The 16,130-nt window shown below is 59.7% G+C and carries 14 protein-coding genes and 1 pseudogene; 7 read left to right on the top strand and 8 right to left on the bottom strand.

What is annotated here, in order from left to right; genetic code table 11:
- Nucleotides 1–76: 76 nt before the first annotated feature.
- Nucleotides 77–931, bottom strand: coding sequence for a MurR/RpiR family transcriptional regulator (locus tag SB753_RS02830; RefSeq protein WP_410798864.1), 855 nt, complete (start codon nucleotides 929–931; stop codon nucleotides 77–79).
- 297 nt (nucleotides 932–1,228) lie between these two features.
- Nucleotides 1,229–1,438, bottom strand: coding sequence for a hypothetical protein (locus tag SB753_RS02835; RefSeq protein WP_020070887.1), 210 nt, complete (start codon nucleotides 1,436–1,438; stop codon nucleotides 1,229–1,231).
- A 317-nt stretch (nucleotides 1,439–1,755) separates the two neighbouring features.
- Between SB753_RS02835 and SB753_RS02840 the strand changes: the two genes are divergently transcribed.
- Complete coding sequence (locus tag SB753_RS02840; RefSeq protein ID WP_410798866.1) at nucleotides 1,756–2,964, top strand: permease; 1,209 nt, start codon at nucleotides 1,756–1,758, stop codon at nucleotides 2,962–2,964.
- 249 nt (nucleotides 2,965–3,213) lie between these two features.
- Nucleotides 3,214–3,561, top strand: coding sequence for an H-NS family nucleoid-associated regulatory protein (locus SB753_RS02845; protein WP_087751183.1), 348 nt, complete (start codon nucleotides 3,214–3,216; stop codon nucleotides 3,559–3,561).
- A gap of 623 nt (nucleotides 3,562–4,184) precedes the next feature.
- On the opposite strand, the gene SB753_RS02850 is transcribed toward SB753_RS02845, so the two are convergent.
- Complete coding sequence (locus SB753_RS02850) at nucleotides 4,185–4,580, bottom strand: response regulator (RefSeq protein WP_087751182.1); 396 nt, start codon at nucleotides 4,578–4,580, stop codon at nucleotides 4,185–4,187.
- Nucleotides 4,581–4,891: 311 nt separating this feature from the next.
- On the opposite strand from SB753_RS02850, the gene SB753_RS02855 reads away from it, so the two are divergent.
- A complete protein-coding gene (locus SB753_RS02855) occupies nucleotides 4,892–5,401 on the top strand; it encodes a hypothetical protein (RefSeq protein WP_087751181.1) in 510 nt (169 codons plus the stop codon).
- A gap of 483 nt (nucleotides 5,402–5,884) precedes the next feature.
- Here the strand turns inward: SB753_RS02855 and SB753_RS02860 are convergent, their stop codons facing one another.
- Nucleotides 5,885–6,466, bottom strand: a complete 582-nt coding sequence (locus SB753_RS02860; protein ID WP_020070893.1) for a TetR/AcrR family transcriptional regulator — start codon at nucleotides 6,464–6,466, stop codon at nucleotides 5,885–5,887.
- A 116-nt stretch (nucleotides 6,467–6,582) separates the two neighbouring features.
- Here SB753_RS02860 and SB753_RS02865 point away from each other — a divergent pair, with 116 nt between their 5' ends.
- Nucleotides 6,583–7,572: an SDR family NAD(P)-dependent oxidoreductase gene (locus SB753_RS02865; RefSeq protein ID WP_410798869.1), complete on the top strand. Its 990-nt coding sequence runs from the start codon at nucleotides 6,583–6,585 to the stop codon at nucleotides 7,570–7,572.
- A 1,256-nt stretch (nucleotides 7,573–8,828) separates the two neighbouring features.
- Here the strand turns inward: SB753_RS02865 and SB753_RS02870 are convergent.
- Nucleotides 8,829–9,230: a hypothetical protein gene (locus SB753_RS02870; RefSeq protein WP_410798871.1), complete on the bottom strand. Its 402-nt coding sequence runs from the start codon at nucleotides 9,228–9,230 to the stop codon at nucleotides 8,829–8,831.
- A gap of 202 nt (nucleotides 9,231–9,432) precedes the next feature.
- Between SB753_RS02870 and SB753_RS02875 the strand changes: the two genes are divergently transcribed.
- Nucleotides 9,433–9,741 carry a hypothetical protein gene (locus SB753_RS02875; RefSeq protein WP_392393622.1) on the top strand — a complete coding sequence of 103 codons (309 nt, stop codon included), beginning with the start codon at nucleotides 9,433–9,435 and terminating at the stop codon, nucleotides 9,739–9,741.
- 52 nt (nucleotides 9,742–9,793) lie between these two features.
- The gene (locus SB753_RS02880) at nucleotides 9,794–10,045 is read left to right on the top strand and encodes a hypothetical protein (RefSeq protein WP_088173811.1); all 252 of its coding nucleotides are present in this window, start codon (nucleotides 9,794–9,796) and stop codon (nucleotides 10,043–10,045) included.
- A 45-nt stretch (nucleotides 10,046–10,090) separates the two neighbouring features.
- Here the strand turns inward: SB753_RS02880 and SB753_RS02885 are convergent, their stop codons facing one another.
- The 3 genes from SB753_RS02885 to SB753_RS02895 form a co-directional block, all read right to left on the bottom strand.
- The gene (locus SB753_RS02885) at nucleotides 10,091–11,269 is read right to left on the bottom strand and encodes a fumarylacetoacetate hydrolase family protein (protein WP_410798873.1); all 1,179 of its coding nucleotides are present in this window, start codon (nucleotides 11,267–11,269) and stop codon (nucleotides 10,091–10,093) included.
- 78 nt (nucleotides 11,270–11,347) lie between these two features.
- A complete protein-coding gene (locus SB753_RS02890; RefSeq protein ID WP_020070901.1) occupies nucleotides 11,348–13,132 on the bottom strand; it encodes an IlvD/Edd family dehydratase in 1,785 nt (594 codons plus the stop codon).
- A 206-nt stretch (nucleotides 13,133–13,338) separates the two neighbouring features.
- On the bottom strand, nucleotides 13,339–14,394 hold the full coding sequence (locus SB753_RS02895; protein ID WP_408174876.1) for a LacI family DNA-binding transcriptional regulator: 1,056 nt from the start codon (nucleotides 14,392–14,394) through the stop codon (nucleotides 13,339–13,341).
- A gap of 255 nt (nucleotides 14,395–14,649) precedes the next feature.
- Here SB753_RS02895 and SB753_RS02900 point away from each other — a divergent pair.
- Nucleotides 14,650–16,003: pseudogene (locus tag SB753_RS02900) on the top strand (MFS transporter).
- Nucleotides 16,004–16,130 lie beyond the last annotated feature (127 nt).

The raw sequence follows: 16,130 nt of genomic DNA on the forward strand, positions 1-16,130 counted from the left end.
CATTTATACCGTTCAACAACATTTGTTGTCAAACGGTGCGTGACCGCACCACTGGCAATTCCACAAAGGGTTCACATCAAGGCACGTACACGCCTTTCGCGTGCAGCGACTGCTCGGCGATGCTCAACTGTTCGACGGCGTCCGCGCCTTCCAGTGCAAGAAGATGCGCAACGAGCGATTCTGCGATCGCCGTGGCCGCGACTAGCGATGGAAAAAAAGACGGGCTTTCGTGCGCGAAGATGAGCACCTTGTCCGCGTTCAGTGCAACCGGCGAAACGGCGCTGTCGGTAATGGCAATGAGCTTGCTGCCTTTTTCGAGCGCGGCTTCCGCGACGCGCGCGGCTTCGACCGAATACGGCGCGAAGCTGATGACGATGGTGGCGCTATCTCGCTCCACCGTGCGAACTTGCATTTCGAGCGTGCCGGCCTCGCCGTTGAGCAGCGACACCGACGAGCGGAAAAACCGGTAGCCGTACACGAGTCCGAACGCGACCGGATAGCACGAGCGGAAACCGGCAACATGAACGTGCGGCGCACGCCGCAGCAAGCGCGCTGCCTCCACGATCACGCGGCCGTTGTGTGCCGCGGTGACTTCGAGATTGTGTTGCTGCGCGACGAGGAGATCGTTGGCCAGCGCGTCCTTCGATTTGACCAGCGAGCGAGCGCGGCTCGTGAGCGGTTCGGGCCGCGTGCGCACGCGCGCGACGAACAGGTTGCGCAGTTCGTTCCAGCCGGGAAAGCCGAGTTGCTGTGACAGGCGTACGAGCGACGCCGGTTGCACTTGCGCACGCTCGGCGACCTTGCGCATCGACGAGACCGCGACCTCGTCCGGATGGTCAAGCAGGAATGCCGCGCCCATCTGAAATTGCGGGCTCAGTTCGGAAAAGCGCGCCCGGATCAGGGCGGCGAGCTGGTCGAAACTGTCTGGCATGCGATGGCCCGGAGCAGAGTTGAGAAACGGGGATGAGTGACAACAAATGTTACCACCTGGGGTGGGCCGGTTTTTTTGGTGCTTGATGCAATGGTGGGTTGCTAACGATATCTGTGCTGTTGCAATTCAACTTGTCCCAGCAAAACTTCGCAAATCAAGCTGGCCTAGGGTTCGCTAGACCAGACCAAGATTCGAAGTTCAAACTGGCCTGGGGAGCCGTAGCCCGTTGATTCGAAAGCACGCCTTCCGGGCGGAGGGAGAAGTTTCCGCAAGAGCCAGATGCATCGAGTGCGCCAACTACTCTTCCGGCCCGTCCTGGAAGCCGTTCGCCGCGTCCGGGGCTATGCCAAGCATGCGGAGCGTGTCTTCTATGAGGTCGACCTCCGCCTGCATGCGCTCCATAGACCCAACCGGAAGGTCCTCTGGCATCATCTTCCCTTGCGCCTTCCGAATGGCGTCGACGGTGACGCAGAATGCGAAGGCCGCCAGATAATCGTTGTCCTCCACGTCTTCTCTCTGTCAATAGATACAACAGGCTAAATATCGACCAAATTTCATCTTTCTTGATGGCACTGGAACGTCTACTCGAAAAGGTGCGGCAATTCCCCGCTCTCGGGTAATATCCGCCTTCCTCATAGACGGCATCCGGGCGTCCTCCAGTGCGCCGTACTTCAATGTGACCATGTCGGTGTCAGCATCCACCCTTCTGGCCTCTCAATCGCTGAGGGGTTTCGAAGACATCTGCGAAACCGACGGCATGAACATCACGGCATTTACTTCTATAACCGGGCGCCGTTGGTATAGATGTCTACCAGGAGGTTGCGATGCAGATTGTCACTGCCTTGGGTCATGCGCTGTGGATGGCCTTCACGATGTTGTGGCAGATTTTCTGGGGATTGAGTCTTGGCTTCCTGTTCTCTGCCGTGATTGAAGTTGTTGTCTCGAAGTCTGAGATGTCGAAGCTTCTGCCTGACGCGTCGCCTCGCTCGCTGACGGTCGCCAGCCTCCTCGGTGCCGCGTCCTCATCATGTTCTTATGCGGCCGTCGCGATGGCCCGCTCCATTGTGCGTAAGGGGGGCGACTTCACCTCCGCAATGGCGTTCCAGTTTGCAGCCACGAATCTGGTGCTCGAACTTGGCGTGCTGATGTGGGTGCTGATTTCCTGGCAGTTCGCCGCTGCTGAATTCATCGGCGGCCCCATCATGATTATCGTGCTAGTGCTGCTCTTCCGTTTCTTCCTCAGGCAGTCGCTGAAGAAGGAAGCTATTGAGCAAGCAGATAAGGGCATCGCGGGCAGTATGGAGGGGCATGCGGCCATGTCGATGGGCGAACAGCACGGCACCTGGAAGGAACGTCTCTCATCGCGAGACGGGTGGATTGCAATCAGCCATAGTTACGTGATGAACTGGGCGATGCTGTGGCGCGACATCGGGATCGGGTTGCTCATCGCTGGCGCACTCGGCGCCTGGGTGCCGGACAGCTTCTGGCAGAAATTCTTCCTTGTCAGTCATCCGACGGTGGCAATGATTTGGGGCGCTTTTGTCGGCCCTTTTATTGCGGTTGCGTCGTTCACTTGCTCCGTTGGAAATGTGCCGCTCGCTGCAGTGCTGTGCAATGGCGGTATCAGCTTCGGCGGTGTCGCCTCCTTCATCTTTGGCGACCTCATCATCCTTCCTATTCTCAACATCTATCGGAAATACTACGGCGGCCGGATGACGGTGTTCCTCGCTGTGACCTTCTATCTTGCGATGGTCTCAGCGGCCCTCGTGGTCGAAGCACTGTTCCAGTCACTCGGATGGGTCCCGACGGAACGGCATACAGCAGTCGTGGACGCAGCAATTACCTTCAACTACACCACCGTGCTGAACATCGTTTTCGGCATCGTATTCATCGCTCTCGGCATTGTCTTTTTCAGAACCGGCGGTCCCCGCATGATGAGCATGATGGAGAGAGGCGAGAACGAACACGCCGCTCATGGGCATCACGCCGCTCATGACAACGCGCATCACCATCATCACGACCCGTCCAACTGATTTCACTGCAAGTGAGCTTCAGCATGAAAAACTTACGTTTTCTCAACGCAATGTCCGTCTGTGCTGGCCATGCGTTCGATTACCCGCGAAGTCACTTCAAGCGGTCGCTATGGTTGTCGTGCCGGCGACACCGCTGCCCTCTTTTCGTATTGCTCGACCGTATCACGTGCGGGCATCTAAACCGCCTATACTTGCGAACCATCCGCCGAAATCAATCGACGGACAAATCGGCAACAGAGTTCAGAACATATGGCATATCAGGGTATTGAAATCGCTCAACTGCGCGCTCAACAAGAAGCATTGGACAAGCAACTGGCTGAAGCCAGGGAACGAGAGACCCTCCTCGTGTTGAACGAAATCGTGCAAAAGATGGGTGAGTATGGCATCACCGTCTCCGAGCTGACGGGGCGCAAGGTAGGCGTTCAGGCAAATGAGCTGGAAGCAAAGTACCGCGACCCCGTAAGCGGCTCGACGTGGAGCGGCCGCGGCCGAGCACCCGCCTGGATTGCAGGCAAGGACCGCAATGAGTTCTTAACGGACAAGAAAGCCGCTTCGCACGCCAGCGCGCAAGGCGTGCTGTTTTCTGAAGGGCATTGAACAAGTCGTGTTGCTTTACCGTTTCGTCTGGGGTTGTAGCCTCGGGAGAAATCAACGTCTCGCTTCGCTGACGCAGGGACGGTCGCTGCGCACGCAGCGCAACTCGAGGCGCGGACAACATCAATTTGCGCTTCGCAGATTGCGCGATTGGGTGCAGCCAACGCGCACTGCGTTGTCGCTTCGCAACCTGGAGCGCGCTGCCTCGCCGCCCACGCCGCGAAGCCGTCAAGCGGACGTCGTCTCAGCAGGCAGCGCCGTCGCGCCCTGTCATTTCTTGGCGCGTCTCCATCGGCGGTCAAGCCGGGATTTCGCGTAAGACACGGCGTATTCGCATGCGGCTTTTTCGGTAGGAAAGCGTTTCAGCGGCCCATAGGCGCGCTGTTTGCCGAGGCTGGTGGTAACGATGGCAATTGCGGCATAACCGTTCCCGGATAGGGACGCCACGGGCACTATGGTTGCGCCCGCGTACTCGACCGGCGTTGCGTGCATGGCTAGGTACCTCCCAAGTCTGCAAGGCTAGCAATGGGTGACGGCGAATTATGTGCGCACCCTCACAAACTCGTCCGGCGCTCACCAGCGAGTTCGCATTACGACAACAAAGCCCACACGACCATCCGCAGACTTCAGCGTGATCTCATGTCGATACTGCTGTCGGAACTCAAATTCTGTCTCTCTATTGTCAGTTGCGAAACCAGCGATAGCAACTGCTGAACATCCACCGGCTTTTGAACGTAGGCGTCGAAAAGGGACGCGTGGGTGTCGGTCGGCTGCGGGCCATCGGAGAGCCGGATGACACGGAAGCGTTCGCCCGGCTGCGCGTGTCGTTGCAATTTACAAAGGGCGATTGCGTCTACCGTCTTCGAGTCAGTGACGACGATGTCCGGAAGTCTCCCTGCCACCATTTCCAACGCCTCCAGGCAATCGAGCGCCGTCATGATGTGATGACCGTCGGCCTCCAGAGAAAGTCGCAGGACCTCAATCAGATCGGGCTCTTTGCCTACCAACAATATTCTGCTCATGGCTTCCCCGCATAACTGCTTTGCAGGCGCGCATGGGTCGTGCCTGGAGCGCTCCGTATGCGAGAAGTTGTACTGAAGCTTCAGTGACTGAGTCGCGCCTTCGCACCGCGCGACAACGATATGCGTAAGCCGGCTAGCGAGGTCCCGTACCTCTCGCCTTGTCTACGGTGCAGCGGAACTCAGTCCTTCAACCAGAGCATGGCGTCGCAATTGGCCGACGATGACGCGCAAGGATAAGATGCTGCGGGACGAAGCGTTGCGCCGGAAAGGCTGATCTATTCTGAAGCGGATGCAGCGAATGGAGATATTCGATGGACGACCGATTTGACAGACGAGAACTGCTACTGCACCTCGGAGACATGCTCGAAGCTCTGAGCTGCCTCAGCCGCGCCGGTACACCCGACACGCCGGTGGTACAGCTTGCGGCGGAACTGCATTTGTTCCGGGATTTTGGGTTCCTGCGAACGCTTGCGCCGAAGATGACGGTGGCCGATTTCAGCACACGCGTCGCCAGCGCGTTCTTCCTGTGGCCAAAGGAACTGCTCGATACCGAGCTCAACCGCAAAGCTCTTGCGTCGACCGTTCAGCACGAGCTCTTTGACGGGAACCCCGACGGCTGGAACGCTTATGTCGGCCACCTTCGGAAAAAGGTCGCATGGTTTGGGGACGGGCTTGCCGGCAAAGCGGATGACGCGGGGGACGCACGATCGCATCGCGCCGCGGAGGCGGTAACTTCAGTCGCGGCCGCGCCGTCCGACGAGCAGAATGCGCCCCAGGCGCGAAGGGGCTGGCCCTGGCCCGACCCGAAGACAACGCGTTGACCCACTGCCCTCGTGGCGTTCAAGCTACTGGCCGCCTTGCTTCGGGGCGTTCCGCGGCATGTTGACGTCGCTGTTCGCGCCACTACGAGTGCCCATATTGAGACCATTAGTCTTGCTGTGAGTGGAACGACCTATCGACGGACCAATGCGCGCCTCATTGGCGCCAGTGCCCTTGGCATCAGGGGAGCTGTCCGTGCTCGCGGTTGGGGACTTTGCCAAACCGGCGCCGGCACCGGGCGTTGCCGTCCCGCCAGCAGGCCGGCCAGTTTGTGCGTACGCTGCGACCGACAGCGCGACCGCGAGAACTGAAGCGCAAAAAGTCTTAACGATGTAGTTCATGATGCACCTGGGAAGAAAACGTCTCGTGCAAGCGTCTGCCGTGCACACGACCCTAGGCGCATAGTTCGTGCCTTATTCCGCTGATTGTTTGCGGATACGCAAGCGCTTGCTGACGCATGCGGAAGACAGCCAGGTATGCAGGTGTCAGTTACCCGGTTTTGACCCGAGCAACAGAATATCCACCAGTCGCTTCGCACTTTGCTGCCAGTCGGGAGCCGAAGCGACATTCGACACGCCGACCAGTGCGCGCAGCAAATCAAGCGGTTCCAGGTCTGCCCGGACGTCTCCACTCTCGACCGCACGCGACACAAGCGTCTGAATTGCCGCCTTGATTTGCTTTCCGGAATACTCAAACAGCTCGCTCGTCGCCCCACCGACGATCGAGTTCAGCGCCGGCGCAATTATTTTTTTGGTCGCAATGTAGTCGACGAAGAGCAGCATCCATTCTCTCAGCGCCTCGTCGGCTGGCAACTCCTGGGTAAGCCGTCGCTCCTCTTCCGCCAGGCTTTCGACCTCGGCGCGGTAGACGCTCTCGAGCAAGGCCTCGCGGGTTGGGAAGTGGCGATAGAGCGTCCCGGGGCCTACGCCAGCCTGCCGCGCAACCTCCTCGAGGCTAATGTCACCTCCTTCACTGGTGAAGGCTTTCTTTGCCTCTTCAAGGATGCGCTCACGGTTGCGTAGCGCGTCGGCTCGTGGCTTTTTCTCTTTGGGCGTGGACGCAGTCATGGTGCAATTCGCACTTGCAAACGGAGGGACACTCCGCTTAGTATATTGAAAACGGAGACATCCTCCGTTTTAATGAATTGTAAAAGTGGCCTCATCTTACAGTGACGGGAGAAGGCATGACGAAGCAGCTAGGAGCGACATCGACGACTGACGATGTGTTGTCGGGCATACGGCTCGAAGGAAAGCGGATTCTCGTCACGGGTGCATCCGCGGGGCTTGGCGTTGAGACCGCGCGAGCCCTCGCAGCACACGGTGCCACCGTGGTCGGCGCTGCGAGAGATCTGGACAAAGCAGCACGCGCAATCGCCGGTGCGCGGCAGGAAGCCGCTGCGGTCGGTGGCAGCATCGAACTGGTTGAACTGGACCTGGCAAGCCTTGCCAGCGTTCGGGCCTGCAGCGACAAACTGCTCGCCGAAGCCAAGCCGTTTGACATCATCATCGCCAATGCGGGCGTCATGGCTACACCTCCGGGAAAGACCGCGGACGGCTTCGAGACGCAGTTCGGCACCAATCACCTCGGGCACTTCGTCCTCGTGAACCGGCTCGCGTCCCTGCTCCCGGACGGAGGACGCGTGGTGATGCTCGCATCTTCGGGGCACCGGTTCGCGAATGTCGACCTCGATGACCCGGGCTTCGAGCGCACGCCCTACGACCCGTTCGTGGCATATGGCCGATCCAAAACAGCAAACATTCTTTTCGCGGTTGCGTTCGACCAGCGTCATCGAGCCCGAGGCGTACGAGCGGCGGCTGTCCATCCCGGTGGAATCCAGACTGAACTGGGACGACACATGGGCGAAGAACAGCTGACAAATATGGTGGAGGCGATCAACAAGCAACTCGCGTCTGAAGGGAAGGCGCCTTTCCAGTTCAAGACCATCCCACAGGGCGCGGCGACGTCTGTGTGGACTGCTGCAGTCGCGTCGGCCGATGACATAGGCGGCCGGTACTGCGAGAACTGTCATGTGAGCGGCGTTGTTCCTGACGATGCAGTGATTACCCCTGTTAGCGAGGGCGTTCGAAGCTATGCGCTCGACCCGGCCAACGCAGCGGCGCTCTGGCGTAAGAGCGAGCAGATGGTAAACGAAACGTTCGCTGCACCGGTCTGAGCACAGTGGAAGGTCGGCTCGCCGGCGTGCATCGAAGCTCCCTCGTCTTATCGCAGTCGATTCCGGGAAATGGTTTTCCCCTCAGTGACGTTGAAAGACTCTGCGAGCACGCACTAAAGACACACGCATCAATGCTGTCCGGCGTTCAGCAGCATCCAGATCCGCCGCGTCGGCGGACCCGCGAGGATTCGCGCAAACACACCGCGACAACGAAGGCACGTGTAGTGTTCCTCGGCTCGCGCGTCTTTAACGGCGCCCGCACCGTTGAGCGTCAGGTCCTGATGCGGGGGCTCGGTCGCCGGCATTCCGTAGAGGTCGGCGCACCGTGCACAGGGTTGAATCCAAAGGTCCATTTGTCAGTTGTCGATGATTTGCGAGGAGTCGCGCGGGCCGCCCTTGCTCGTTGCGAAGGTTGTTCTCGCCTTGAGAAGGCGACGCTGCGCACCCGCAAGCTTACTCGTGTGCCGGGGTTCGCGGCTTGATGACGGTTCTCTTGCGACCGCTTATCAACGACGCTTAGGCGAGCCGCCACTTCGCTTACGACGGATGACAAACGCGCCAAACGCGGCCGCGATAAGGACAAGCACCGTCAGTGCAGTTGCCAACCCTGTCGCACTTCGAGGTTCGCGGGCGCCTGTGGCAACCGCAGCGGCCGCCGGGGACGACGCCTGACTGGCGACAGGTTGCGGAAGCGCTACGCCGGCCGCACTGCCTTGACGCACGAGCGATGCCTCGGATGTTGGCGATGCCTGTGACGCAGGCAACGTTCCGGCGTCGGACGCGAGAGCGCCTGCATCGGATGCCGGTCCGACAGGAGCGAAATCTGTTGACGAAGCGATCGCCGGAGCAGCCGCGGCGTTCGCTGAAATGGACCGGGCCATCGTTTTCCATTGCGCGAACACTGTGTCGATGCAGTGGACGTCGGTGCAAGCATTGCGCGCTTGCCGCCATTGTGCGAGTTGCCCGGATGACAGCTTTCCGCTGCTAAGCAGCGCTTGCTGCTCAGCGACGATATCGTCGTACTCGTTATTCAGAATGGCGTGGTCGCATATGACGCGCTCTGCCGGCTGCCGGGTTGCAGCGCATTGAATGTCACTCGCCCACGCACGCGTCGAAGCGAGGGCTGCCATGAACAGCAGAAGGCCGAAATACTTTCTCGAACGCACCAATCCTCCTTTAACCGATCAGGCGCATGACGCCATTTGAAACGATCACCGAGCGTTGCTCGACGGTCAAAAGCAACGCCGCGAGCAACATCATTCGGTTGAAAAGACAACAGCCGCCACGCCGCCGACCTCGGTGAAGCTGCGTGCGAAGCGATACGTCTGCCCGTCGATCTGCATGAGATTCACCCCCGAAGAAGTCGACTCGAGCATCTCATTGGCAAGCGCCGTGGTTATCGCGCCAATCTGCCTGAGTTCCTCACGCGGCCCCTCGGGATTGCCCAGATAGACGGTGCAGAGATCGTTCGTGTGCCGCATCATGACGACGCTGCTAGCGCCGTCAAGAGACCGTTCCAGGTATCCAGCGAGTGTCTGTAGCGCTTCCGGTATCTGCGCCGACTGCTCGCCCAACAAGTTGTCGTCATTCGTCACTTTTGCCTCCCTTGCCCGATTGGCCACGTGACCGTCTTGCGCCCTCTCTTCTGTTGCCATCATGGCACATCGGCGGGCGAAAGTTGTGGCGCTCTGACGTGACATTGCAACAGGCTTTCTGCGACGCGGGCCGGCAGTCCCGATGAGCGCGTAATGTCGTGTTACCAATCTCGCAGAGCCGTTGCACCTGTGTCCGGACTCGTCTCCTACACTTCGAGCCATGTTCACCGACACGGCACGCAACGCGTGCAAGGGAGTAGCGAAAATGAATAAGAAGATTTTCGGCGTAGTACTCGGTCTTGCTGCATTGGCAGCGTCGACGGCCGCTTCGGCTCATGTCAACGTCGGCGTTGGAATTGGCATCCCGGTGGGAGTCTATGCGCCGGCTGAACCGGTCTACGCACCGCCGCCTCCGGTCGTGTATGCTCCCGCCCCTGTCGCCGTCGCATACGGCGACGATGGCTGGCGGGCGCGTGAATGGCGTGAGCGTCGCGAATGGCGTGAACGTGAGTGGCGTCGCCACGAATGGCGCGAGCACGAATGGCGTGAGCGTCATGAATGGCGCGGGTATTGAAATGGCGCCCTAAAGCGCCAGATCCCACTATCCAACCTTAGAGTATCTTCGAATGAAAGCTAGCCCGATAAGAATCGCCCTGATTGCAACCACGCTGGTCTTCGGAGCGGCAGGCACGGCGAACGCCGCAGGCTGCATCAAGGGTGCGGTAGTGGGCGGCGTCGCCGGGCATTACGCGGGGCACCATGCTGTCGTCGGCGCGGTCGGCGGCTGCATGGTGGGCAGACACCTCGCCAAACAACGCGCTCAGGAGCAGGCCGCACAGCACCAGGCCGCTCAACGTCAGGCCGCACAGGCGCAGTAAGACGTCCCGGCTTCGTGCGCCCGCACGAAGCCGCTCAAAGGCAGCTTAAAGCACGCCCCGGGAAGCCAGATTGCGATAAAGCGCGCGCACACCGAAAGTCCATGGCGAGACCTCCGTACTCAGTCGCACGGTATTGATCAGCGCGCCGAGTTCGGGAGCCGAAATGGTCACCTTGTCGCCAAGATGATGCGTGAAGCCGCCGCCCTTCGTGTCGCGGTCCTTGATCGGCGAGAACATCGTGCCGAGGAACAGCATGAAACCGTCCGGATACTGGTGATGACGTCCCCATGTCTGCGCGACGAGATCCGCCGGGTCCCGGCTGATTTCGCTCATATGGCTGACGCCTTCCAGGACGAAGCCGTCGTCCGCACCTTCCACGCGCAGGGAAACACTGGTCTTGCGGACGGAGTCGAGGTCGAACGAGTCGTCGAACAGACGCACGAAAGGACCAATAGCGCATGACGCGTTGTTGTCCTTGCACTTGCCCAGCAGCAAAGCCGAGCGCCCTTCTATGTCGCGCAGATTGACGTCGTTGCCTAACGTTGCGCCGACAACCTCGCCACGGCTATTCACTGCAAGGACGATTTCCGGCTCCGGGTTGTTCCACTTCGACGCCGCGAGCAGGCCGACGTCGGCCGCGAAACCCACTGCAGACATCGGCTGCGACTTCGAGAAAACTTCCGCGTCGGGCCCGATGCCGACTTCCATGTACTGAGACCATGCGCCGCGTCGTTCGAGTTCCGCCTTGAGTTTCATTGCCGCTTCCGAACCCGGCTTGATTTTCGACAGGTCGGTGCCGATGGTGGCGGCGATGGTTCCTCGAACCTCTTCGGCTTTAGCGGGATCTCCGCCCGCCTGCTCTTCGATCACCCGCTCGATCAGGCTCACTGCAAACGTGACGCCACACGCCTTGATTGCCTGTACGTCATTGGGAGCAAGCAACCGGGGCGCGTCCTCTTGCACTGCGCCCAGGTTTGCTTCGACCAGTTTCACAACGGAACCAAGCGCCTCACCCGCAACCGTCCGGGCAAACTGAACGACGTTTTCACGATCGAACAGGTCGGCAGTGGTCGCCACACTCGCGGTGATATCCAGTACTTCGCCGTTACGCACTACGACGACAGACGGCCCTTCGTATGCGGCCGTTTTGCGCCAGACACGACCGACAAGCAGCGCCCGCTGCAAGTCGTCAGGCAGATAGCTGGTGGGGTTTTGTGACGTCATGATGAGGGTTGTCTCCGTTCACACAGGCAGATCGAGTCGGCCGGACTGGCATCGCGATGCGATGCCAGCGCTGCCGGTTTAGTGGGAATGTCGCGGGTTGCCGCGTTCTGCTATGACTTTGAGGTAAAGCGTTGCGGGCTCGAGGCATCCGCCCGTGGACAATTGACCGACGGTCTGCCGATATAGCTCTTGCCACGGGGTCTGCGCCGGCGGAATGTCGAAGCTCACCGTCTCACGACGGCGTGCAAGCTCGTCTTCATCGACCAGAACATTCACGGTCCGCGTATTCAGGTCGACGCGAATGCGGTCGCCCGTTTGCAGAAGAGCGAGGCCGCCGCCAATGGCCGCTTCCGGCGACATGTTCAGAATCGACGGGCTGGCCGACGTTCCGCTTTGCCGGCCGTCGCCCATTGTGGGGAGCGACGTTATGCCTTGACGCACGAGTTCGGCAGGAGGCGCCATGTTCACGACCTCGGCACTGCCTGGGTAACCCACGGTGCCCGCACCGCGAATCACCAGAATGCAGTGCTGGTCGATGTTGAGCGACGGATCATTGATGCGGGAGTGATAGTCCTCGGGTCCGTCGAACACGATTGCCCTTGTTTCGAAGCTGTTTTCTGCACCGGGTTCGCTCAGATAGGTATTTCTGAATGCATCGCCGACCACGGACATCTTCATGATGGCGCTGTCGAAGAAGTTGCCGGAGAGCACGATGAATCCAGCGCCGTGCTTCAACGGCTCGTCGGTCGTCTTGATGACGTCGCGGTCGGGTTGAGCCGCATTGTCAGCGATAGCGCCAATGACCTGGCCCGAAACGGTCAGACAGTCACGATGCACGAGCCCAGCGCGGTCGAGCTCGCGCAGCACCGCCGGAACACCGCCCGCGCGATGAAAGCTCTCGCCCAGATACTCGCCGGCCGGCATGCAGTTCACGATGAGCGGTACTTTTTCGCCGACACGTTGCCAGTCGTTCAGACTCAGCTCAACGCCCATATGACGAGCAATCGCGATGAGGTGCGGCGGACAATTGCTCGATGCGCCTAGCGCCGAAGCCACGACAATCGCGTTCTCAAACGCGGCCTTCGTCATGATTTTTGACGGCCGCACGTCGTCTCGCACCAGGTCGACGATACGCTTGCCCGTAGCGTACGCCATCTGTCCGCGCTCCCTGTAGGCTGCGGGGATGCTCGCACAACCCGGAAGCGACATACCCAGCGCTTCGGCGAGACTGTTCATCGACAACGCGGTTCCCATCGTGTTGCAGTGCCCAATAGACGGAGACGACGCGGTGGTCAGTTCCATGAACCCCTCGTAGTCGATCTCGCCCGCTGCGAGCAGGTTGCGCGCATGCCAGATGACCGTTCCCGAACCCACTCGTTTGCCCTGATGCCAACCGTCCAGCATCGGACCGCCTGACAAGACGATCGCCGGCATGTCGACCGTTGCGGCGGCCATCAGGCACGCGGGCGTCGTCTTGTCACAGCCTGTTGTCAGGACGACGCCATCCAGAGGAAATCCATGCAGGATCTCAACGAGACCAAGATAAGCAAGATTGCGGTCGAGTGCGGCAGTAGGACGGCGGCTTTGTTCCGCGAGCGGGTGAACCGGAAACTCCATCGGAATTCCCCCTGCGTCACGAATGCCTGCTTTAGTACGCGTCGCGAGTTCAATATGGTGACGGTTGCAGGGCGCCAGATCGCTGCCTGTCTGCGCAATACCGATGATGGGCCGCCCGGACTGCAGCTCCTCCCGCGTGAGGCCATAGTTCATGAAGCGCTCTACGTAAAGCGCGGTCATGTCCGCGTTGGCAGGGTCGTCAAACCATTCCTGGCTGCGCAAGCGCCTGGCATTGAGCTGAGTCATGCGTTGTACTCCGTCGTGTCCATGTCGTGGCGATGTCGTGCAATCCGATAGCGACGATCGCCGTTGCTGCGACAGCGTTAGCGCCGAGGCGCTCGCTGCGGTCTCCGTGCAGACAGACCGGTTAGATCGGTCAGATCGGTCAGATCTGTTATCGGTAACATCCATTGATGTTATCACGCTGCGCAGACGCTGTGCACCAGGAAAGGTTACGCGCTTTCGCGCGAAATCACCGTGTAATCGATAGTGAATTTGCGGCGCTCGGGTATCGCGCGCGGAGTAGCCGACGCGACTGACGACAGCAACAGCTGTCCCGCGCGGGAGCCGATACCGTACGCGTCGACCGACACCGTCGTAATCGTCGGGTTACAGCAAACGGACACTTCGAAATTGCCGAAGCCCGCCACTGCGATATCTTCGGGAACGCGAAGTCCGCGACGGTGGCATTGCATGATGGCGCCAAACGCGGACATGTCGCTCACGCACATGACAGCATCCGTATCGGGCCATCGTTCGAGAAGAGCATCTAGCGCGGGAGCGCCGTGACTCATGGTGATAGGCGATTCGCCAAACCGGATCACCCGGGGCTCGCCGAGCCCTTGTGCCTTCATCTCCTGCTGGTAACCCTTCAGGCGCTCCAGACCGCGTCGATCCAGGTCACTCGCGCCGGCCAGAAAACCGATTTTGCGGTAACCCCGGTCCTTCAGATATCGCACCATCTCACGCGCTGCCCGGGCGTTTGAAAAGCCGACCGCCATGTCGATCGGGTTGGTTGGCAGGTCCCACATTTCCACCACGGGGATACGCGAGCGCTCGAGTACTTGCCGCGTTCCTTCAGTATGCTGCGACCCGGTCAGCGCGATGCAGCGAGGCTGATATCTGAGCATCGAACGAACCAGTCGCTCTTCGCGAGCGAGGTCGTAGTCGGTGTCTCCCAGAAGGATCTGCAAGCCATGAGGCTCTAGCGCGGCGGATAGCCCACGCACGGTGTCCGAGAAGTTCGAGCTAGCGAGAGACGGTACGAGCACCGCGACGAATTCCGACTTCCCGGACGACAACGCGCCGGCGGCGGCGTCGGCCACGTAGCCGAGGTCGTCGATTGCCTGCTGTACGCGCTCGCGGGTTGCCGGCGCCACGCTGTGCCCCGCCAGTACGCGAGACACCGTCATCTTCGAAACGCCCGCGATACGCGCGACGTCCGACATGCGAGGTGGACCAGGATGCGGGTCGCTGACGGTACGGTCGTTGATGCGGGGATTGCCCATCGGTCTCGGCGTGGTTTGCTTTCATGAGCGAGTCAGCCGGAACAGCGGCATAAACGACTCGCAACGACTCAGCATGATACGGCACCCGATATTGGCCGCCTAGGTAGATTCCCCTGGCTTGCCGTTCGAGGGCGCATCATGCTACCTTCGTTACCGATAACATTTTCCCATGGGGAAAGCTTTGCCCGCCGATGTTATCGGTAACATCAAGTCGGGCATTCCTCGCAGAGGACATACCAAAAGGAGACAGTCCCAATGCCAACCCTTACTCAGGCAGCGGCGGCACCCGCCGTAGCCAGCGAGGCCGAAGAACAGTTGTATCGAAAGGTATTGAAGCGCATCCTGCCGCTGCTGCTTCTCTGCTACGTGGTCGCGTATCTGGATCGTGTCAATGTGGGATTTGCGAAGCTGCAGATGCTCGACGCGCTCGGCTTCAGCGACAGCATCTACGCCGTGGGCGCCAGTATCTTCTTCTGGGGGTATTTCCTTTTTGAAATGCCCAGCAATCTTCTTCTTCACAAATACGGTGCGCGGTTCTGGATTGCACGCATTATGGTGACGTGGGGCATTGTCTCCTCGTCACTGGCGTTCATCTCGCCTCTTTCGCATTTCTTCCATGTACAGACTTCGACGATGTTCTACATTCTCCGGTTTCTGCTGGGAGTGTGCGAGGCCGGGTTCTTCCCGGGGATCATCCTGTATATGAACTACTGGTTTCCCGCGAGGCGCCAAAGCGTGGCGATGTCGGGCTTCCTGATTGCCATTCCTGTCAGCCTGACACTCGGGCGGCGTCATCTCCGGCTGGCTGATGGAAAACACGCACGGTCTGCTCGGCATGGGAGGCTGGCAATGGATGCTTCTGCTGGAGGGTATTCCTTCTATTCTCGTCGCGTTCGTCGTGCTTTTCCGCATGGGCAATGGAATTCAATCGGCAAACTGGCTGACGGCTTCCGAGAAAGCTCTGCTGCAAAGGAATCTTGAACAGGAAAGCTCGAAAAAGACCCACAGCGTTGCAGCGGCGTTGAAAAGCCCACGTGTCTGGTTGCTGACCTTTATTCTTCTCACATTCAACACTGGCTTCTACGGCTTGGCCTTCTGGCTGCCTTCAATCATCAAAGCTTCCGGTGTGAAGAGTACTTTGAACATTGGGCTCTTGACCGCTATTCCGTACCTCAGTGCGGTTGCGGCGATGATCTTGAACGCCTGGCACTCGCGTAAGACCGGCGAGCGCAGACTGCACGCCGCTATTCCTGCCTGTATTGGTGGTATCGGCCTGATCCTGAGTGCCGCGTTCGCGAACAACGTTGCTTTGTCGATTGTTTTCCTGACGATTGCCACGTGTGCGATTCTTGGTCTGATGCCGATTTACTGGACGTTCCCGGGACAGATTCTTTCTGGCACCGCGGCGGCCGCCGGCATTGCACTCATCAACTCCGTTGGAAACCTGTCCGGCTTCACCGGTTCGATGATTACCAGTGTCGCTAAAGATCTGACCGGCAATATCAACAATGGCACCTATGCTCTTGGCGCGTGCCTGCTCGTCAGTTGCGTTCTCATTCTGTCGATTCCGCGAAGCATGCTGAACAGGGATTCGGTCGAGCGCGCGTGAGGAAATCGTAGCGAGTGCGGTTGAGAACGAACTGACGCAATTCACCGCCAGCGGCCCACCATTCGGTGGGCCGCTGTTCTTCTACAACGCATCAGATTCGCGCACCTGCGCGAGCGACGCTAAAGGG

The organism is Paraburkholderia sp. SIMBA_053 (assembly GCF_046534895.1).
In the GTDB taxonomy this organism is placed as follows: domain Bacteria; phylum Pseudomonadota; class Gammaproteobacteria; order Burkholderiales; family Burkholderiaceae; genus Paraburkholderia; species Paraburkholderia caledonica.